We start from the raw sequence: 19,889 nt of genomic DNA, 5'->3' as shown, positions 1-19,889 counted from the left end.
CGGGACCAGTTTTCAGCGCGAGGCATTGGGGCAAAACCTAAGGAAGTGTTAGGACTTCGGCTCCAGCGTTGGTTGTGCGGTGGATCACCCATAGCTTGGATGGGGTCCCTGGCCTTCGCCGGGACCATCAATGTCGAGGAGGAACCATGGGCAACGTTGCCGTGGACAGCAAGAAAGTAAAACGGGGACCTGTGGCGAAGCCGGCCAGGAAGGTCCAGCGATGAGCACCCAGCAAACCGGGATCCAGAGTGAGTCAGCCCAGACCCGGCGGGCAGTCAGCAACATCCTCAAAGGCTCAGCGGGCAACCTCGTGGAGTGGTACGACCTCTACGTCTACACAGTCTTCGCCGCCTACTTCCAGTCCCACTTCTTCAACTCCAAGGACGAGCTGCAAGCTGGCCTGGAGGCCATGGCCGTGTTCTCGACGTCGTTCCTGATGCGTCCCCTCGGCGCCTGGTTCTTCGGCCGCTATGCCGACCGCAAGGGCCGCAAGGCCGCGCTGACGTTGAGTGTCACGCTGATGTCCGCCGGCTCCTTCGCCATCGCGCTTTTGCCCACAACCGAACAGGTGGGAGTCTGGGCCTTGGTGCTGCTGATCCTCATCCGCCTGGTCCAGGGCTTCTCAGTGGGAGGCGAATACGGCACCAGCGCCACCTACATGTCCGAGGCTGCCACGTCCAAGCGCCGCGGTTTCTTCTCCAGCTTCCAGTACGTGACCCTGATCGGCGGCCAGATGATGGCCCTGCTGGTTCTGGTCATCCTCCAGAACGTCATGCCCAAGGACGACCTGACCGAGTGGGGCTGGCGTATCCCGTTCGCTATCGGCGGCGTGGCCGCGCTGGTTGTCCTCTGGCTGCGGCGCTCCATGGAGGAAACAGTCTCCGCGGAGCAGGTTGAAGCCGCGAAGGTACCCGCGGTGGCCGGCGTTGCGCAGCCCGGCACCATGAAGTTGCTGTTCACGCAGTACTGGAAGCCGCTGCTGATCTGCATCGGTGTCACCCTCGGCGGCACGGTGGCGTTCTACACCTATACCAACTTCATCCTGAAGTTCATGAACGATACGTCCGGCATCGCCAAGACCGATACCTCGGTTATCAACTTCTGGGCGCTGTTCATCTTCATGCTGCTCCAGCCCGTGTACGGCCTGATCTCGGACAAGGTGGGCCGCAAGCCGCTGCTGCTGTGGTTCGGCATCACCGGCGTCCTGTTCACCTGGCCGCTGCTCTCCACACTGTCCAACACCAAGGACCCGTTCACTGCGTTCCTGCTGATGATGGGCGGCCTGTTGATCGTTGGCGGCTACACCTCCATCAACGCCCTGGTGAAGGCTGAGCTGTTCCCCGCCTCCATCCGAGCCCTCGGCGTGGGCCTGGGTTACGCGATCGCCAACTCGCTGTTCGGCGGCACGGTCCCGCTGCTCGGTGCCGCGTTCCAGAAGGCCGAACGCGTGGATCTGTTCTTCACCTACGTCACCGTTGCCATCGCCATCTCCCTGGTGGTCTACATCTTCGCGCTGCGGAACAAGAAGGCCACGCACCTGGACCGGGAACAGGGCGATGCCTGGTCCGAAGCCCGCAAGGACGATGACAAGGACAAGGACCTCGTGGACGCCTAGCGCCTCAGCTTCAACACGCAGGAGGTTCGACGGCGGGTGGGCGGCACAGCGGTTCCTTCCGGGACTGTGCCGGCACCCGGCGTCGTCCCCCACCACCCAGGACGCTCTCTCGGTTCCTGCGTTAAGTGGGTGAGCGTCCCGGGAGAGGAGGGGCACGGTCCGGGCGGGGCTTGCGCTGCCGCCGTTTTCGCCCAGGCGGCCGGACTATATTGGGCCTTGTCGGCTGCTCAACCTGACAGCTGATCCAGCCGTTCGCGGGAGTGTGCACTCATGGCCAAGGAACTTGCAACCCAGCTCATCGAACAGCTCCAGGCTGCCGGTGTGCAGAGAATCTACGGAATTGTGGGGGATAGCCTCAACCCGATTGTTGATGCCGTCCGTCAAACGGGCGGCTCGCGGCAAGGCGGGATCGACTGGATCCACGTCAGGCATGAGGAGGCTGCTGCCTTCGCCGCGGCTGCCGAAGCCCAACTGACGGGGAAGCTCGCGGTCTGCGCCGGATCGTGCGGGCCTGGCAACCTTCACCTGATCAACGGACTCTACGACGCGAACCGGTCCGGCGCCCCCGTGCTGGCCATCGCTTCCCACATCCCCAGCAAGCAGATCGGTAGCGGGTTCTTCCAGGAAACCCACCCGGACAGGCTCTTCAACGAGTGCTCGGTTTACTCGGAGCTTGTCAGCACCACGGACCAGGCGCCGCGCGTGCTGCACAGCGCCATCCAGCATGCCGTGGGCCTCGGGGGAGTCGCCGTCGTCACCCTTCCCGGCGACATCGCGGGCCTGGAAGCTACCGCCACGACGCCGCTGCCCGCAACGTTCCGGCGCGCCACGCTAACCCCCGATCCTGCGAGTGTCCGGGACCTGGCGGACGCGATCAATGCGGCCGGGAAAGTGGCCATCTTCGCCGGCGCCGGCGTTGAAGGGGCACACAACGAAGTGGTGGCCCTGGCCGAACTGATCAAGGCACCGATTGGACACACCCTCCGCGGCAAGGACTTCGTGCACTACAACAACCCGTACGACATCGGCATGACCGGCCTGCTGGGGTACGGCGCCGCTGCGGAGGGGATCGAGGACGCCGACCTGTTGATCCTGTTGGGCACCGACTTCCCCTATGACCAGTTCCTGCCCGAAACGCGCACCGCACAGGTGGACCGTGCCGCCCACAAACTGGGCCGCCGGACAGACGTGGATATAGCGGTCCATGGCGACGTCCTGCCCACGTTGGCTGCCCTGATGCCGCTGCTGGCGCCGAAAAAGAACCGCCGCTTCCTTGAGAAGATGCTCAAGAAGCATGACCGGCTGATGAACAAGTCCGTGGGCGCCTACACGCGCAAGGTGGAGAAGAAACAGCCGATCCATCCGGAATATGCTGCCTCTCTGCTTGACCAGGTGGCTGCCGAGGATGCGGTTTTCACTGCGGACACGGGGATGTGCAACGTGTGGACAGCGCGGTACATCAACCCCTTGGGGACGAGGCGGCTGATCGGCTCGTTCCTGCACGGCTCCATGGCCAATGCCCTGCCCCACGCCATCGGCGCGCAACTCGCCTTCCCCGGCCGCCAAGTGGTGTCAGTCTCCGGCGACGGCGGACTGTCCATGCTGCTGGGCGAGCTCATCACCGTGGCGGCCCACAAACTGCCCGTCAACGTGGTGGTCTTCAATAATTCAACGCTGGGCATGGTCAAGCTGGAGATGCTCGTGGACGGCCTGCCCGATTTCGGCGTTGACGTACCCGATGCGAACTATGCCGCCGTCGCCCGGGCCCTGGGTTTCCACGCAGTCCGCGTCACCGACCCCGCCAGGATCGAGGCGGCGTACCGCGAGGCGTTCGCGCACCCGGGCCCTTCGCTGGTGGAACTGATCACCGATCCCCACGCGCTGTCCCTGCCGCCGAAGATCTCCGGATCCCAGGTCGTCGGCTTCGCCACGGCCATGTCCAAGGTGGTCCTGAACCGGGGCGCCGGCGAAGCCGTCAGCATGGCACGGAGCAACCTGCGGAACATTCCGCGCAGCTAGCGTTCACGGGCTGGCGCACCGTCCCGGGCTCGGCGAGACCATAATGAATGCAAAGCGTGACCCTACAGGCATCGCCTGCCGCCGCCGTCGCTGGTTCACTGGGAGCAGGCGGATTCCCGCCATGGTGTGCCGGGGGAGGCTACAGGGATGTTTCGATTTCAGCGGGCAATCGCGTTGGGTGCCGTGATGGGACTGGCGGCGTGTGCAGCACCGGCGCCGCCGGAGTTGCTTACGGCCGACGGCGTAGAACGGGCCTCGGTGGACCGTGAGGCCTTCCCGGAGGAATTGGCCACGTTCCGGGATTCCGCCTTGAGGCTGGGGGACGCCCTCCTGGCCAGCGGCGAAGGGAACGTCATCGCATCGCCGGGCAGCCTGCTGATTGCCCTTGCCATGTTGCGGGCCGGCGCGTCCGGGGAGGCAGCCGCAGAAATGGACGCCGTGCTGGGACTTCCGGTGGCGGACCGGGACCAGGCCATGAACGCGCTGCTCGCCTCCCTGGAAGAGTACGACGGCGACCCCGGCTCAGTGGACGAGGAGAACCCGCCTGCCAAACCACTGGTCCATACTGCCAACGGCCTGTTTGTGGATAAGAACGTTCCCACCGGCCGGGGTTATCTTGATGCCCTTGCGGAGCACTACGGGGCCGGCGTGCATCCCGTGGACTTCCGCGACGAGGCGGTCACCAAGCCGGCGATCGACGCGTGGGTGAACAAAAACACCGGCGGCCGGATCGAGAAAGCACCCGCTCCCTACGACCCCAACAACACCTTCAGCCTGCTCAACGCCGTCTACTTCGCGGCCGCCTGGGACATCCCGTTCGACGCTGAAGCTACTTCAGACCAACCGTTCACCACCGCAGCCGGGGGAACCATTGATGTCCCCATGATGCACAACATGCAGGAAATGGCCTATGCCGAGGGCCCCGGCTGGCAAGCAGTGGACTTGCCCTACGGTGAGGGTTTCGTGATGCGGCTGGTGCTTCCGGCCGAGGATTCCGACGGCGGTGCTGGCGCCCTCAAGGCGGACCGGCTGGCGGAAGTGGCACGTGCCCTCGATGCTGCGAACCCTGAGGACGTTGACCTTGCGCTTCCTGCCTGGGACCACAAGAGCCACTTTGACGTGCGGGCCATTCTGGAACAGTTGGGGCTGGAGAAGACCTTGAACACCACCCGCGACTTTGACGCGATCCAGCAGGGGTTGATGATCACCCAGGCCGCACAGGACGCCAACATCACCGTGGCAGAAAAGGGGACGGTGGCTGCGGCTGTGACGCAGATCAACGGCATGGCCACCAGTGTCCCGCCCGAGCCGGCACGGTCCATCAGCTTCGACAGGCCGTTCCACTACCAGATTGTGCATGTCGGGACCGGCCTGCCGCTGTTTATGGGAAAGGTGGCGGACCCACGGTAGCCGAGGTCCGGCCGAGCCTACTGACCGGCCTTGCGGTTATTGCGTCGGCGCATCACGGCGCCGTAGCCCGCGAAAAGCCGCGGCAGGACGAGGTACACGGCCGCTGGAACAACCACGAGCGTCAGGACCAGCGCGCGGAGCACCGGGTGCCAGCCCTCCGTCAGGGGTGCCACCGCCATCATGCCTAGGGCGACCAGCGGGAAGATGGCCAGCCAGGTGATGACGGCGCGGACGTGGATGGACGGGGCGGGCGGAACCAGAAGCGGAGCCGAGACGTGGGCTGGCTCAGTGGAGGGTTCAGCAGTTGCGGGCGTGAGATTGGCATTCATGGCTAACTCCAACTAGTTAGTTGCTTTTGATAAAAAAGAGACTAACCCCGTGTGGCCAGAAAGTGCAACTACTTAGTTGGAAACGGGTAGGATTGTGGCATGGCCTGGAACACTGACCGCACCAAAGCCCTGCTGCTGACTGCCGCCACCGAGGAGTTCAGCGAGAAGGGCCTCGCCGGCGCGCGGGTAGACAGCATCGCCGCAGCGGCTGGTGTGAACAAGGAGCGTATCTACCAGTATTTCGGCAAGAAGGACGAGCTGTTTGATGCCGTGCTGGCCGCTGAGCTGGTCCGGGTGATGACGGACGTGCCGATTCAGGGGCACGGCGCAGCGGCCGTCGGAGAATACGCTGGGAAACTTTTTGACCGTCACACGAAGGACGGCGCCCTGGCCCGTCTCCTGTTCTGGGAAGGCCTGGAACGCGGAAAAAACACCGTGGACCGGGCCACGCGCGCGGACCATTGCGCCGTAAAAGTGGGCCAGATGCTGGCAGTCCTGCCCGGGATCGACCGCACGGATGCAGCCGACCTCATCATCACCATCGTGACCCTGTGCGATGGCTGGACGGTCCTGCCCCAGATCGATGCACTGTTGGCTGGCTCCGCTCCGGACCGCCTGGACCGTCGTCGGGCTTTCATCGTGCGAACGGCCACGCTGTTAGCTGAGGCGCTGCTGGAAGAGGCTCGGGTGGACGAAGCTGCCAGCGGAATCCGGTAGCTAGCGCGGCCCGCCCTGCCAGAGGGCGTCGAACGGAGCCCCCGAGGCCACCCTGTTGCGGATCCCCGCGGTGACGAAGTCTTTGGCTGCCCGGGCAGCCTCAAGCGGCGTAGCGCCCTTGGCCAACTCCGCGGTTACGGCCGCGGCGAGCGAGCAGCCGGCGCCCGACACCGCCACCTCGCCCACTTTGGGAGCGCTCAGGACTTCGAGGGTCCCGCCGTCGTAGTAAACGTCGACGGCGTCCGGGCCTTCCAGCCGCACCCCGCCTTTGGCAAGGACCGCTGCGCCGCTGAGCTCATGGATGCGGATTGCGGCAGCCTTGAGCGATTCGACATCGGTGATCTCCAGGCCGGACAAGGACTCCGCCTCGAAGTGGTTGGGCGTGACGAAAGTGGCCAGCGGCAGGATCTGCGACTTCAGGGCCTGGTCGGTGTCCAGGGCGTGGCCCGGCTCCTGGCCCTTGCAGATGAGGACAGGGTCCAGCACGACGTTGCGGAAGTTGCCGTTTTTCAGGGCTGCGGCCACCGTGCCGATGGTTGCCGGGCTCCCCAGCATGCCGATCTTCACGGTGTCCAGGACGGGCCGGCCCGAGGGAGCCGTGACCTCATCCGCCGCGCCCAATACGGAACCATACGCCGCCGTCGTGGCTTCGAGCTGGTCCGCGATCACCTGCTGGTCAACCGGCACAAAGCGGTGGTTCCAGCTGTCGTTCGGGTCGAACGAGACGATGCACGTGAGGTTGGCGATGCCAAAGACGCCGAGTTCCTGGAACGTTTTCAGGTCGGCCTGGGCGCCGGCTCCGCCCGTGGCCTCGGAGCCCGCGATTGTCAGGACAACGGCGGGAGCGGCTGCTGGGGACTGGACATCGGCTGCAACGGGAGTCATGGCACTATCCTGCCATCCGGCGTCGTCCGTCCGCTTTGTGTGCCTGGACAGTGGAAGCAGCCGCGCAGAGGTCAGGCCCACAACCCGTGGGAGAATTTGCGGTGACAGTGCTAATACAGCCGGTCCCATGAACCTGTCCTTGAGGCAGCGGAGGCCGAGCGAACCACTACGAACGGACACCCCATGCCTTCCCCCTCAGGCCCTGACGCCCTGCCCCTGACCAATTCCGGCGCAGCGCCGAAATTCGCTTCCATCGGTTCGCCGTATTTCGGCATCATGCTGGCTTTTATGGCCGTGGTGCTGATCCTGTCCAACATCGGTGCCTCCAAGGGCGTGGCGATCGGCCCGATCATCACCGACGGCGGCTTCTTCCTGTTCCCGCTGGCGTACATCCTGGGCGACGTCATCAGCGAGGTATACGGCTTCAAAGTAGCGCGCAAGGCCATCTTCACGACCTTTGCGTTGTCCGTGTTCGCCTCGCTCTGCTACTGGGTGATCATTGCGCTGCCCGGCTTCGATGACGAGTTCGGCACGTCCAAGCAGGCAGCCCTGGAAGGCGCCCTTGGCCCCGTCCCGCAGATTGTCCTGGCCTCGCTGCTGGCGTTCCTGGCCGGACAGACCATCAACTCCTGGATCCTGGTCAAAATGAAGGCCCGGACGGGGGAGAAGTCCCTGTGGGCGCGAATCATGGGTTCCTCGGTAGCCGGCGAATTCGTGGACACGCTGATCTTCTGCAGTATCGCGGCGTCCGTCATTGGCATCACCGACTTCGGCACGTTCGTGAACTACGTGGTGGTGGGCTTTGTGTACAAGACCCTGGTGGAGTTCCTGTTCGTGCCCGTGACCACCCTGGTGATCGGCTGGATCAAGAAGCGGGAACCGAGTTACGGGGCGGCGTAGGCGGCCTGCTCCCGAGATAGCGGGAACGGTGCCGGTTCGCTGTAACGCAACAGCGATCCCGGGACTGGTCCCGCGAACTCAGCGGCGGTCAGTCGCCCAGGGCCTGCAGCAGGCGGTTCCTGAACTCCTGTTCCCGAAACAGGTCTTTCCATTCGATCCGGATGACAGTCCAACCGTCCTCCGTGAGGGCCTTCTCCCGTTGCCTTTCCTCGAAGAGCACCTGGTCCGTTGGCCGGTAGTCGAAGTACTTGTTCTTCCCGTCGAACTCGAGGGCCACCTTCCTTTGCTTCCAGGCAAAGTCCATCCGATAACGGCCGCGGCGCGTCATCACTTCAACCTGGGGCTCCGGAGCAGGGATTCTCAGCCGGGCGATGAGGTCCCTGGTTAGGGTTTCGCCGGGTGACTCAGAGCTCGGATCGGCGGCTGCGAGCACTCGCCGGAGGTTTCTGATGCCCCGGCGACCGTCCAACCCGGCTGCCGCAGCACCCAGAGTGGTCTTGTCCGCACCCAGCCGAAGCGCGTGGTCCACGAGGATCAGTGCCTGCCGGTATGGGAGGAGCAGACCGCAATCGACGGCGGTCCGTTCCAGGGTGGTGGTCGGCAGGCCGCTGACAATGGCCCGGTCAGCCTCGGCCACATCCGCCGTGTGGCAGACGACGTCCCGACCGTGGCAGTCCCCGGAGGGCCGCGTACGCTGCGTCAAGTGGATCCGGTTGTCAACGTTCCAGAGATAGAGTCCGCGGAGCCGTGCACCCGAGGTGTGGGTGTAGCGGGCGCCGCCACTCGACGTCGTGCGCGTTCCGTGCGCGTGGGCGTGGATTAACTGGAGGTTCCGGACGCGGGGCGACTGCTTCATCCAGACGCTGCCCCTGATGTAGCAGCCCTGGCGGAGCCGGATCAGGGTGCCAGCCGCCACCAGCGCGGCGATTGAGCGTTTCCCCACTCCGAGGTCCAGGAGTTCCTGCGTTCGCCAGAGACTGCCTTGAGCCGGCAGGGAGTGGGTGCGTATGGCTGCCATGCGAACAAGCATCGCTGCCGGTCGCGATCGGCTGAAGCGCCCGCCGTCGTTATGTGGAAAACCGTGGGTTCGCGGGAGGAAGACCCGGTTCGCTGGAGCGATACAGCGAATTGGGGCGGCTCCCTCGAACTCGGCGGGCGTCAGGAGTAGTACTGCGCCAAAGTCTCGGCCTTGAACTCGAAGAACCGGCCCGATTCGATGGCAAGCCTGGCGTCGTCCACCATCTTCACCACAAAGCGTTCGTTGTGGATGGAGATCAGTGTGGCGGACAGCATCTCCTTCGCCTTGAACAGGTGGTGGATGTAGGCGCGGGAGTAGTTGGCACAGGCGTAGCAGTCGCAACCGTCCTGCAGGGGCCCGAAATCGCGCTTGTACTTGGCGCCGGAGAGGTTGTACCGGCCGGTTGGCGTGTAGAACGCGGAGTTCCGGGCCACGCGGGTGGGAGAGACGCAGTCGAAGGTGTCCGCACCGTTCTCAATGGCGGTGAAGATGTCGTCCGGCTCGGAGATGCCCAGAAGATGCCGCGGCTTGTCCTCGGGCAACTCCTCGTTGCACCAGCGCACGATCGTGCCGAGGTTTTCCTTTTCGAGTGCCCCGCCGATTCCGTAACCGTCGAAGTCCATGGCGCCAAGGTCCCGGCAGGCCTTCCGGCGCAGGTCCTCGTATTGGGCTCCCTGGATCACGCCAAACAGTGCCTGGTACGGCTTTCCCACCCGCGCAGAGGTCAGCCGGACGTGCTCATCGATGCAGCGCAGCGCCCACAGCCGGGTCCGCTCCAGCGACTCCTCCTGGTAGCCGCGGGAGTTCTGCAGCGTGGTCAGCTCATCGAAGGCGAACATGATGTCCGCGCCGATCTGGTGCTGGACCTGCATGGAGATTTCCGGCGAGAAGCGGTGCCGGTCCCCGTTGAGATGCGATTTGAACCAGACGCCGTCGTCGTCAATGTGTGCCAGGCGCTCCTTGCCGGGAGCGACGGCATCATCGGGACCTGAGGTGTCCACCGACTTCATGTCGATGACCTTCTTGAACCCCGAGCCCAGGCTCATCACCTGGAACCCGCCTGAGTCCGTGAACGTCGGCCCGGACCAGTTCATGAACGCACCCAGCCCGCCGGCCTCGTCAAGGATGTCGGCGCCGGGCTGGAGGTACAGGTGGTAGGCGTTGGCCAGGAGGGCTTGGGCGCCGAGCTCCGCCATGGACTCGGGCAGCACCGACTTCACGGTGGCCTTGGTCCCGACGGCGATGAACGCCGGTGTCTGGATCTCACCGTGCGGGGTGGTGATGGTACCGGTCCGGCCGAGGAATTCGCCTCCGTTGGCGAGGATCTGGGCGGCAGCCGGCGGGCAGCTGTCGGCAAGGCGGGTGCCCACCGAGAAGGAGAACTGCGACTGGTCAGCGGGCATGGCTGAGGCGTGCGCCGCGGAAGCGGGCAGGACTGTTGGGGGAGTGGCGGAGGCGGGGTTGGCTGGCACGGTTCCAGTGTGCCAGCTGTCCGCCCCGTTGCCTTAGCGCAGGGCTTCTGATGTGGGGTAGTTCTCAGCCCGCCAGCCGTCCCATAGGGCCCGGATGGACTCCAGCTTGGACGCGCCGAGGTCGTACGTGGAGATGATCACCAGGGAACCGCCCTTGGGCCGGACGTCCTCGATAACCGGCTGGTCAGCCACAATCAGGAGCCCGTCACCGTGCTCCGCGTAGCCATGGACCGTGAGCCCCACCTGATGGTTGCTCCGGTACCAGACCTTGCCGGCGATCTCCTCACCCGTGCCGAGGGTCAGCTCGTAGTTCTCTCCGGGTTTGGGCACGTTGGACAGGCCCAGCTTCTCGATGGCGGAACCGGACTCACCGGGGACCTGGAAGAACGTCGTATGCCGTTTCCCATGGGGATGCCGTTCCAGCGCGAAGCGGAGCTGCTGCAGGAAGGTCAGCCAGCCCTGGGTGATGTCCTCGTCCCACGCTGCCCATTCGGAGTTGTGGTCCATCGCGGCCCGGGTGACGCTGACCAGGGTCCCCGTGGGCACGGGTTTGAGTTCAAAGACGTCCCCGCCGTCGGTGGTCAGGCTGGTGTGGTCCGGGGCCTCGGCCACGTTGTCGCCAAAGTAGATTTCGTTGATCTCCTTGGCCAGGTCATCGGCGTCCCAGCCGTGCCACTGGGCTACCTTGGACGGTTCGCGCAGCATGGTCCAGACCTGCGGCGCGTCGGCATTTATTACCACGCTCAGATTGTTCGTCATAGCCCGAATGTACAACTGACAGGCAGTGCCGGGTAGGGGGAATTTTCCCCTGTCCGCGGAGTGGCCGGCGTCAGGCGCGGACGGCCTCGAGCTCGTTGCTGATCCGGCGCTGCAGCTCGCTTGCGCCGATGGTTTCCGAGCCTCCATGGGCCCGCAGGAACAACAGCGATTCGAGCCGCAGCAGCCGCCATTCGCGTTCGGCCTCGTGGTTGGAGTTGTCGATCGAGCGGAAGATCTCTTTGTCGTAGAGGTTGGGCTCATTCAGGGACCGCTGCCGGACTTTGGCGTTCATCCGGGCCTTGAACGGGTCCGTCTCCTGCGCCTCCGGCGTACGGAGCAGCTTTTCGTACACTTTGGCGCGGTCCACCTGGCCGTCCTCGCGGCAGATGTAGCTGGACAGCGCCAGCGACGCCTCCACGGATCCCCACCGGCCAGGGTTGCCGTCATAGGGCAGGACGTTCAGCAGGTCCGCCACGGCCAGGGCGCCTTCAGGGTCCTTGAGCGTGATGAACAGTTCGTGGGCGAGGTCGCTGAGGTCCTTCAGGCAGCTTCCCGATTTGACGTTGATTCCCTTGGCCAGCCTGTCGGCCAGCAACATCACGCCCTCGGCGTCCGAGTGGGATTCGGCCGCGGCCTCCACCACGGCTTCCGGCGTTCCCTGCGGAGCGGGAATCAGCGCCAACTCCTCCTCTGAGGGGCCGGTCGCCGCTGGCGGGACGGCGGGCAGGGGAGGAACGACGACGGCGGGAGCCTCCACGGCTGCCTCCGCCTCCGCTGCGGGGTTCCCGGCTACGGGAAGCTGTGCGACGGCGTCGGGCACTGCGTCCAGCACCTGGACCGACGAACCGGCGGCGATGCGCACTGTTCCACCGCCGGATAGGTTGGCGAGGACGATTGCCGGGGTGCCGAAGTCGTCGGACTCGACCTCCACATGCTGGATCTCGGCGGTGCGTTCGCCGTCGGGCAGCAGGAGCTCATCACCGGTGGTCAGGGATCCAGCCTGCTGTTCGCTGTAGTGCCGGGCGGCTGGGGTTTCGGTCATGGGAGTCCTTAAGTTCTCTTGCGGTCCGCCCTACAGTCTACAAAGGCGGGCGCCGGAAGTCGGGGACGCCGGGTTATCCGCGAGGGTCAGAAGCCCACGCCGGCGAACGCGAGAGCCTGGCGGATCAGGGCGCCGCGGCCACCGCTGAATTCCAGCTGCACACCGGGGCTCAGCACTTCCTCGGGGGTCATCCAAGTCAGTTCCAGGGCGTCCTGCCGGGGCTCGCATTCGCCGGTCACAGGGATGACGTAGGCCAGCGACACGGCGTGTTGGCGGTCGTCGGTGAACCCGGTCTGGGACGGTGCCGGGAAGTATTCGGCCACGGTGAAAGGGACCGGGCTGATGGGCAGCTGCGGGAAGGCGAGCGGGCCGAGGTCCTTTTCCATGTGGCGCAGGAGTGCTGCGCGGATGGTTTCTCGGTAGATCACGCGGCCGGAGACAAGGGACCGGATCATGGTGCCGTCCTCGTCAGCCTGCAGCAGCGTGCCCACTTCGTTCACGAATCCGAGCGGATCCAGCCTGACCGGAACAGCCTCCACGTAAACCATGGGGAGCCTCCCGCGCGCTTCAAAGAGGTCCTCTTCGGAGAGCCAGCCGGGATTTGGGTCAGGTGTGCGAACGTTCATGGTTAAGTTCTACCCCATAGGACGGCTGCGGACCGTCGAGGAGTGAGCTGTCGGCGTAAAGCGTCGTCCATGGCGGCGAAACCCCACCCCTCGATTCAGCGCTTCGAGACCCAGAGCGTGGCTGGAACGTGCGGCGCCCCGACGGGACTGCCGGCTCCCGCTGACGCATCGGGCCCGGCGTCGGGGTTGGCCACGTGCAGCGTGCGCCCGAACGCCTCCTCCGTCAGGTGGACCTCGTGCCCGGCGTCGGCGAGGCGGCTGTGCAAGGCGGCAAGGTCGCCGTCGTATTCGAAGCCCAGGCCTGCCCGCGGCGCTCCCTCGGCGGGCCGCACCATCAGCACGCCGCCATTTTTGGCCGCGAAGTCAGCGGTTTCGTCGTCATCGGGGAAGGGGCGGAAGCGGGCGCCGATATCGCGCAGGGTCTGTGCCGCGGACCCCGGATCCTCCGTGAACCAGACCTCGACGACGGCGAGGCCCGGATCCGCCTCGGCAGAGGTCGTCCAGGTGCCATCGGCGGCCTTGGCGGCGGGATCGGCCAGGAAGCTGAACCCATCCGGACCGGTGATGCGGCAGGATTCGCCGTGGTCTGCCTGGACGAGCTCGGCGGGGGTGGTGCCGGCTTCTTCTCCAGCCAGGTTGGTGCGCCGGGCAAATTCGGCGAGGTTGCCTACCTCCACGCCGAAGGTGGTGGTCCCGTCCTCCGCAGAACCTGGCTCGGCCGCGTGGAGCGCCAGCCGTCCGGAACCGGCGTCAAACTCGCGCCAGGAGCCCTCATCCACGGTTTTGACAAGCCCCAATCCGGTGAGGAGCCGCTCCCATTCGTCAAGGCGGGACGTGAAGTGGACAGGGCGCGAACGCAGCATTTGATTCTCCTCGACGGCGGGGAACGGCGCAGATACGGCCATCATGCCATGACTTGCTTCAGGTGGCACCGGGGGCAGAATGGGTCCATGGCCATTGAACTGGAGGAACTGTTGGTGCCGGACGCTGCCGCTTGGCGGTCCTGGCTGGAAGCCAACCATGCGGACAGTCCAGGCGTCTGGCTGGTGCTGCACAAGAAGGGCGGCGGCGTTACCGAACTGGACTACGAGGCGGCCCTGCTCGAGGCGCTCTGCTTCGGCTGGATCGATGGCCAGGCAAGGAAGCGCGACGACGAAAGCTCCTTCCAGCGCATGACGCGCCGGGGCCCCAAGAGCCCCTGGTCGGAACGGAACGTTGCACGGATCGAGCGGCTCGAAGCCGCCGGGAAGATGACCGACGCCGGCCGGGCCGCCGTCGACAGTGCCAAAGCGGACGGCCGCTGGGAAGCCGCGTACGCCGGGCAGGCAACGGCTGAAATGCCGGCGGACCTTGCCACCGCAATCGCCGCCGTTCCGGAGGCCCAGGCCATGTTTGATGTCCTCACCTCGGTGAATCGCTACGCCCTGATCTACCGGACAAACTCGGCGAAACGGCCGGAAACCCGGACCAGGCGGATTGCCGGGTTCGTGGACATGCTGGCCCGCGGCGAAACGCCGTACCCGCAGAAAAAGCGCCCCGCAAACACTCCGTGAACGCGGCAGCCTGATGGTTCGTAGCACGCCTTGGATTTAGGGTGCCCCGTGCAACCCTGTAGAATTGATGGTTCCGTAGCGCTGGTGCCGTCTCCCGACATGGGGGACGGCACCTGTGCGTTTACCGACCGATTGGCTCAACATGGTCCGCATGTTCCCCAAGATCAGCCCCCGCCTCAACCTTCGCCATCCGCTTCCCTGGCTGGTCGCTGCCGCCGTGGCCGCCCTGGCCCTGGTGGTTTCGCTGGTGGTTGCCGGCAACACCAGGACAGGTTCCGCAGCCGCGGCTGACCGCGTCCTCGACGAGGTTTCGGCAGCCCAGGAGACAGCACACAAGGAACACGGCACGTACGCGTCCCTGTGGCTGAAGGGCAACGACCGGACGCTCGAACAGCAGGTTGGGGCCCTCCGGACTGGAGGCGCCGAGGACGTCCGGATCATCGAGTGCGGTGCCGGCTGGCTGGCCGGTGCCCGCGTGGACGGGAAGGTCTTCCTCCGCAGCAGCGAGGCAACCGACGCCGTCGAACAGGACCACGGAAAGGTGCGGCTGCCGGAGTGCATCAGCACTGAGGCCCGTGCTGGACTGCTCGCGGACCTGGGCGTGCCGCGGGCATGGGCACAACCGGACGACGCGCGGCTGGCGGCGCCCGCGGAGGATCCCGGGTACCGTCCCGCCTACCATCTGACCCCCGAGCAGCGCTGGATGAACGATCCCCAGCGGCCGTTTTTCCTCGACGGCGTCTGGCATTACTACTACCTCTACAACGCCGACTACCCGGAGGGGAACGGCACCGAGTGGTTCCACGCCACCAGCATCGACCTGGTGCACTGGAAAAACGAGGGCGTGGCTATTGAGAAGTTCCGCAACGGCCTCGGCGACATCGAAACCGGCACCGCCGTAGTGGACACCGAAGGCACGGCCGGTTTTGGCAAAGGGGCGGTCATCGCTGTCCTCACCCAACAGGACGACGGCGTCCAGCGGCAGTCCATGTTCTACTCCACGGACAAGGGACACACGTTCACCAGCTACAGCCAGAACCCGGTCATGGACAACCCGGGCCAGGAGCACTGGCGCGATCCCCGCATCCTGCGGGACGAGGCCCACAATCAGTGGGTCATGCTGCTCGCGGAGGGCCACAAGATCGGGTTCTACACCTCCACTGACCTCAAGGACTGGGCCTACGCCTCCAGCTTCGAACGGGACGGGCTGGGGGTCCTCGAATGCCCGGACTTCTTCCAGCTGGATGTCGACGGCGACCCCGACCAACGCACGTGGGTGCTGGCCGCGGGGGCCAACGGTTCCGCGGAGGGGCGGACCACCGGAACGGCCTACTGGACCGGGTCCTGGGACGGCAAAGCTTTCACCGCCTCGGATGACCAGCATCAGTGGCTCGACGGCGGCGCGGACTTCTACGCGGCAGTGACCTGGGACGATCCGAGGCTGACGGACGGGCAGCGCAAGGCCTCCCGGCAGGCCATCGGCTGGATGAACAACTGGGCCTACGCCCGCCAACTGCCCACCGAAGGCTGGCACGGCGCCGATTCGGTGGTGCGGGACATCCGCCTGCAGTCCGACGGCGGCCGGCCCACCCTGGTATCAACCCCGACGCCGGCCCTGGAATCCTTGGAAGGACCCCCTCAGCAGGTGCCCGCCCAAGAGTTGCGCGAGGGCGCCGGCACGCCGCTGCCGGTTCCCGGGAGCGGGGCCTTCAAAATCGACGTCGAGCTTGAGAACGGCGGAGCCGACGCCGAGGCACGGGTCCTGCTGCACAGCGGCCAGGAGACCTACGCCACCGTGGGCTACGATTTCCGGAATGGAACGGCCTTTGTGGTCCGGGACGGGGATGCTGCGTCCAAGGGGGAGCGTGCGAAACGGCCGGCGCGTCCGAATGCAGCCGCAGGCGTAAACGCCCAGGAACGGGTGGACGAAGCCTACCGGCAGGCCCGATCGGTGGCGAGTCCCGCCGTCGACGGGAAAGTCAGGCTGACCATCTACGTTGACCGGTCCTCGGTGGAGGTCTTCACCGGCGGCGGGCAGAGCCTGACCTCGCTCGTCTTTCCGCAAGAGGGTGCCTTTGGCGCCTCGGTTGCCGGCGACGGCGGAGCTGTTTCCCTGAACTCAGCGACCGTCACGCCGCTTGCCGCAACCCAATAGAAGCTGGCACACCCACGGCCTGGGCAGCGCCAGCTACCGCAGCCAGCTACCGCAGCCCGCCCAACGCCTGGGCCAGCACAACGGCTGACGCCGAGGACCACGCCTGTGGATGGCAGGACGCCGGGTAGGGCACAGCCAGGCTTGATTCGGCGGCGGTGACGCCCGCAAAAAGCTGCGGCAGCCTGTACCCGAAAGCGGCAGACGCATCGAGCAGGCCTTCGGCGAGGGCTTTGGCTTCAGAAGTGAAGCCTTCGGACAGCAGGCCGCGGACGGCAATGGCGGTGTCGTGGCTCCACACTGAACCGCAGTGGTAACTGAAGGGCCAGAAGCCCGGTGCCCGGTGCGAGAGGGTGTGGAGGCCGAATCCGGAAAACAATTCGGGGCTCAGCAGCCGGGCTGCAACGTGGCGGGCCTCGGCGGGGTCAAGGATGCCGGTGCCCAGCAGGTGGCCCATATTCGAGCCGGGCACATCCAAGGGCGCGCCGGTGCCATCCACTGCCATCGCCGGGAAGGGGCCTTGGGCGTCCTCCACCCAGAAGCGCTCGCGGAACCGTTGCGCCAAGGCAGAGGCGAAGTCCCTCAGCTCAGCGGCCCCCGGTTCGCCAAGCGCGTCCAGCAGTTCCGCCGTCGCAGTGGCCGCCTGGTGGGCGTAGCCTTGGGCTTCCGCGACCGCGACGGGACCCTCCGCCGGCCGCCCATCCCTGAATTGCAGGGCATCGGCGGAGTCCTTCCAGCCTTGGTGGCCCACCCCGTGCCCGCTGACATTCCCGTACCTCAGCAGGCCGTCACCGTCCGCCCGGCCGGTGGACGCCAGTAGCCACTGCGCTGCCCGCCGAGCTGCGGGCAGGAGGGCACGGACGGCATCGTCCGCCTTCCCGGATTGCCACAGCTCGCCCAGGAGGCACAGCCAGAGCGAGGTGGAGTCAGCGGCACCGAAATAGACCGGTGGCAGGTGCAGCCCGTCGTTTTCGAGGACCAGTTCCTTGGCCCGGAGCTCATGAAGCATCCGGCCAGGTTCTTCGTCCGAGTCCGGATCGGTATCGGAGCCCTGGAGCGTCGCCAGGGCGCGCAGGGTCCCGGTGGCGAGGCCAGGGTCCAGGGGCAACAGGAACCGCGCCGCCCACAGGGAGTCCCGGCCGAACAACGTGAAATACCAGGGAGCGCCGGCGGCCATAAACGGGGCATCCGGCAGTTGGCGGGTTGCCATACGGAGGCCATCGAGCTCGTCGAGCGAATTCTCCAGCAGCGTCCGCAGCGGCCCCGCCGGCAGGGCCATCGCAGGCACGGCAAGGGACGACGGGGCGGCCGCAACCACTGCGCTCTCTGTCTCGTCCAGCACGGCCTGCCATTCGGCGTCGAACGTCCGCCCGCGCCCGGCCGTGCCGTGCCACAGGAGCCGTGGGAGGTTGCTGCCCTCATGACCCGCGGAAGCATCTGCGGTCAAGCCCCCGGCAGCCACACCGCCACCGTTGGTGCCCGGCGCGGAAATGGAGAGCGTGCGGCCATCATTGTGCCAGCGCAGGGAGTGGTCATCGGCGGACTCCGGGGGCTGAGGCGTCGCAAACTGGCTCAGGCGGATCGCTGCCATGTCGGTGAAGTCGGCCGCCAGGGTCACTGCCAACTCGACGTCCAGGGAGGGCAGCGACGTGCCCACCTTCAGCGAGTGGCGGACCACCCCTGGCGTCACTGTCCAGGTCTGGAAGACCTCGACGGCGGGATCAAAGCTGTGCCCTTCGATGCCGCGGATAAGTCCCCGGACGCGGAGGACGCCGCCGGGAGCCGACTCCACGGTCACCTCCTCGGGAGCGAATCCGTTGACAGTCACCGTGGCCTGGCACAGCATCCGTGTGTCGCCATGGAGGAGGCCGCTGAAGCCATCCTGTGCCAGCCGGCCGTTGGCATCGAGCCAGAGCTGCGTGGGTGCGGCCACGGTGCAGTGCTGGCGATGGAGCCCGGGCTGAACACTCATGCGCCCCACCTTACGCCCGGGGCCCTCCCGCCTCGCGGAATCCTGCGGCCAGTCGCCCACGCCTGTTCGGGATCACGGCGTGCATGATTTACGTTGTGGATGCCCGCTCAACGGCTGCGGCGGCTTCGAGCACCATCCACGCCTGCAACTGGGTGGAGAGTTCGACGGCGGCACCTGGCGGATACGTGCTGGCCGCCGGTTTTTCCGGGAGGGCTGAAAAGAGCAGTTTGCCCCTGTGCCGGGCCAACGGCTCCGCGGGGGTGATCGGACGGCGGCCGTCCCAGAATGCATCCGCGGTGTCCAGGACCAGCCGGGCGGCAGTGTTCCGGACGGTCCAGGGGAGGCGGGCGTCGGCTGCCGCGAGCGCCAGGTAGCGGGACAGGATCCCGGTGAAGAGTCCGCCGTCGCCCGTTCCGTCACAGCGGAGGACCCGGGTGCCGGGCGTGTCCCCGCGCTCGCGGGTCAGGCTGCGGCCCACCGCCTCCACCACGGTGGCGGCCCTGGCCAGGTTTGCCGCGCCGCCAAGCTCCAGCAACGCGCCCAGGACCGGACCCTGGTTATAGGTGTAGATGGCGCTCTCCACCACGGCCTCTCCGGCGGCGTTGATCCGGATGCCGTCCAGATAAAGTCCCTGGTCCGGATCAAACAGCCGGGCGTCCAGCCAGTCCAGCAGGGCCTGGGCCTTGGCAAGGTTCCCGGTCCGGGCGTAGTACAGGGCCACGGGGGCGGTGGCGGGGGTGTTCTTGAAGTCCCGTTTCTTGCTCCAGAACGTGCCGCCGCCGAGGTCGTCCGTGGAAGCGGAATCGAACTGCAGCGTAAGGGTTTTCCGGATCCGGGCGTTTCGACGCCGGCCGGGCCTGCGCGACTCCTCGGCGAGTTTCTCCAGCCGCAGTGTGGACAGCGCCAGCCAGGCCATGTCGTCGTAGTAGTTGTTGACGAACGTCAGCAGGTTCCGCAGCCGGATGCCTGTCACGAGCCGTGAGGCCAGCCTGCCGGCGCTGGGGCGGTCCGGCCCGTTAAAGCGTGCAGCCGGCGTGGCACCGCTGCCCAGTTCGCGGAGTCCGGTGTCCACCAGGCAGTCAACATAGTGCGCCTGCCACCAGTAATGCCAGGGTCGGAAAAGGTTCTCCACGCGCTTTGAGGGCCGCTGGACGGCCGCGATGTGCGTGCCCGGGAGGAAAAACAGGCGTTGGCCAAAGACGGCGGTGACCGAGCGGGCAGCCTCAGTGGCCCGGGCGGCCCGGGCGATGGGCCCGTCTGCGGGCGGCGGTTCGGCTTCCTGCGGCGTCATGCGCTCCAGCCTAGCGGTGCGCCCTTCGCATCCCGGAAAGTCGCGGGCATGGTGCGCCAGGTCACAATTTCAGTTAACATTCACTAACTAATGTTCCGCGCTTGTGCGTCCAACGCCGGGCTCACATCA

At 66.2% G+C, this 19,889-nt stretch carries 17 protein-coding genes; 7 read left to right on the top strand and 10 right to left on the bottom strand.

Annotated features, from left to right (window positions below; all coding sequences use genetic code 11):
• Positions 1 to 220: 220 nt before the first annotated feature.
• The 3 genes from ACLKOZ_RS08970 (at position 221) to ACLKOZ_RS08960 (ending at position 5,044) form a co-directional block, all read left to right on the top strand.
• Positions 221 to 1,615, top strand: a complete 1,395-nt coding sequence (locus ACLKOZ_RS08970) for an MFS transporter (protein ID WP_436474461.1) — start codon at positions 221 to 223, stop codon at positions 1,613 to 1,615.
• Between the two features lie 270 nt (positions 1,616 to 1,885).
• Positions 1,886 to 3,634, top strand: coding sequence for a pyruvate dehydrogenase (locus tag ACLKOZ_RS08965; protein ID WP_436474459.1), 1,749 nt, complete (start codon positions 1,886 to 1,888; stop codon positions 3,632 to 3,634).
• Between the two features lie 147 nt (positions 3,635 to 3,781).
• Positions 3,782 to 5,044, top strand: coding sequence for a serpin family protein (locus ACLKOZ_RS08960; protein ID WP_436474457.1), 1,263 nt, complete (start codon positions 3,782 to 3,784; stop codon positions 5,042 to 5,044).
• 17 nt (positions 5,045 to 5,061) lie between these two features.
• On the opposite strand, the gene ACLKOZ_RS08955 is transcribed toward ACLKOZ_RS08960, so the two are convergent.
• Positions 5,062 to 5,373: a hypothetical protein gene (locus tag ACLKOZ_RS08955; protein ID WP_436474455.1), complete on the bottom strand. Its 312-nt coding sequence runs from the start codon at positions 5,371 to 5,373 to the stop codon at positions 5,062 to 5,064.
• A gap of 99 nt (positions 5,374 to 5,472) precedes the next feature.
• Between ACLKOZ_RS08955 and ACLKOZ_RS08950 the strand changes: the two genes are divergently transcribed.
• Positions 5,473 to 6,090, top strand: a complete 618-nt coding sequence (locus tag ACLKOZ_RS08950; protein WP_436474453.1) for a TetR/AcrR family transcriptional regulator — start codon at positions 5,473 to 5,475, stop codon at positions 6,088 to 6,090.
• On the opposite strand, the gene ACLKOZ_RS08945 is transcribed toward ACLKOZ_RS08950, so the two are convergent.
• The gene (locus tag ACLKOZ_RS08945) at positions 6,091 to 6,975 is read right to left on the bottom strand and encodes a hydroxymethylpyrimidine/phosphomethylpyrimidine kinase (protein ID WP_337351885.1); all 885 of its coding nucleotides are present in this window, start codon (positions 6,973 to 6,975) and stop codon (positions 6,091 to 6,093) included.
• Positions 6,976 to 7,158: 183 nt separating this feature from the next.
• Between ACLKOZ_RS08945 and ACLKOZ_RS08940 the strand changes: the two genes are divergently transcribed.
• On the top strand, positions 7,159 to 7,875 hold the full coding sequence (locus tag ACLKOZ_RS08940; protein ID WP_436474451.1) for a queuosine precursor transporter: 717 nt from the start codon (positions 7,159 to 7,161) through the stop codon (positions 7,873 to 7,875).
• An 88-nt stretch (positions 7,876 to 7,963) separates the two neighbouring features.
• Here ACLKOZ_RS08940 and ACLKOZ_RS08935 read toward each other — a convergent pair whose 3' ends face one another.
• The 6 genes from ACLKOZ_RS08935 to ACLKOZ_RS08910 all read right to left on the bottom strand — a co-directional run bounded on the left by ACLKOZ_RS08935 (position 7,964) and on the right by ACLKOZ_RS08910 (position 13,655).
• Positions 7,964 to 8,893 carry a type IV toxin-antitoxin system AbiEi family antitoxin domain-containing protein gene (locus ACLKOZ_RS08935; RefSeq protein ID WP_436474449.1) on the bottom strand — a complete coding sequence of 310 codons (930 nt, stop codon included), beginning with the start codon at positions 8,891 to 8,893 and terminating at the stop codon, positions 7,964 to 7,966.
• Positions 8,894 to 9,033: 140 nt separating this feature from the next.
• Entirely contained in the window at positions 9,034 to 10,365 is a 1,332-nt protein-coding gene (tgt, locus tag ACLKOZ_RS08930) for a tRNA guanosine(34) transglycosylase Tgt (RefSeq protein WP_436474447.1), read from the bottom strand.
• Positions 10,366 to 10,398: 33 nt separating this feature from the next.
• On the bottom strand, positions 10,399 to 11,124 hold the full coding sequence (locus ACLKOZ_RS08925; RefSeq protein ID WP_337351887.1) for an SRPBCC domain-containing protein: 726 nt from the start codon (positions 11,122 to 11,124) through the stop codon (positions 10,399 to 10,401).
• 70 nt (positions 11,125 to 11,194) lie between these two features.
• Positions 11,195 to 12,166, bottom strand: coding sequence for a DUF6707 family protein (locus ACLKOZ_RS08920; RefSeq protein ID WP_436474445.1), 972 nt, complete (start codon positions 12,164 to 12,166; stop codon positions 11,195 to 11,197).
• Between the two features lie 86 nt (positions 12,167 to 12,252).
• A complete protein-coding gene (locus ACLKOZ_RS08915) occupies positions 12,253 to 12,792 on the bottom strand; it encodes an NUDIX hydrolase family protein (RefSeq protein ID WP_131133519.1) in 540 nt (179 codons plus the stop codon).
• 95 nt (positions 12,793 to 12,887) lie between these two features.
• Positions 12,888 to 13,655 (bottom strand): VOC family protein, encoded by a 768-nt coding sequence (locus ACLKOZ_RS08910; protein ID WP_436474754.1) that lies wholly within the window; start codon positions 13,653 to 13,655, stop codon positions 12,888 to 12,890.
• 87 nt (positions 13,656 to 13,742) lie between these two features.
• On the opposite strand from ACLKOZ_RS08910, the gene ACLKOZ_RS08905 reads away from it, so the two are divergent.
• Both ACLKOZ_RS08905 and ACLKOZ_RS08900 read left to right on the top strand, forming a co-directional pair.
• Positions 13,743 to 14,345, top strand: coding sequence for a YdeI/OmpD-associated family protein (locus ACLKOZ_RS08905; protein WP_436474443.1), 603 nt, complete (start codon positions 13,743 to 13,745; stop codon positions 14,343 to 14,345).
• 151 nt (positions 14,346 to 14,496) lie between these two features.
• On the top strand, positions 14,497 to 16,500 hold the full coding sequence (locus ACLKOZ_RS08900; RefSeq protein WP_436474752.1) for a glycoside hydrolase family 32 protein: 2,004 nt from the start codon (positions 14,497 to 14,499) through the stop codon (positions 16,498 to 16,500).
• A gap of 46 nt (positions 16,501 to 16,546) precedes the next feature.
• On the opposite strand, the gene ACLKOZ_RS08895 is transcribed toward ACLKOZ_RS08900, so the two are convergent.
• Entirely contained in the window at positions 16,547 to 18,469 is a 1,923-nt protein-coding gene (locus ACLKOZ_RS08895; RefSeq protein ID WP_436474441.1) for a glycogen debranching N-terminal domain-containing protein, read from the bottom strand.
• A gap of 88 nt (positions 18,470 to 18,557) precedes the next feature.
• Positions 18,558 to 19,760 (bottom strand): glycoside hydrolase family 76 protein, encoded by a 1,203-nt coding sequence (locus ACLKOZ_RS08890; protein WP_436474439.1) that lies wholly within the window; start codon positions 19,758 to 19,760, stop codon positions 18,558 to 18,560.
• Positions 19,761 to 19,889: the final 129 nt, after the last annotated feature.

It is taken from the genome of Arthrobacter sp. R4, from assembly GCF_051365025.1.
Lineage (GTDB): Bacteria > Actinomycetota > Actinomycetes > Actinomycetales > Micrococcaceae > Arthrobacter.
This window is presented reverse-complemented; position numbering and strand designations above follow the sequence as displayed.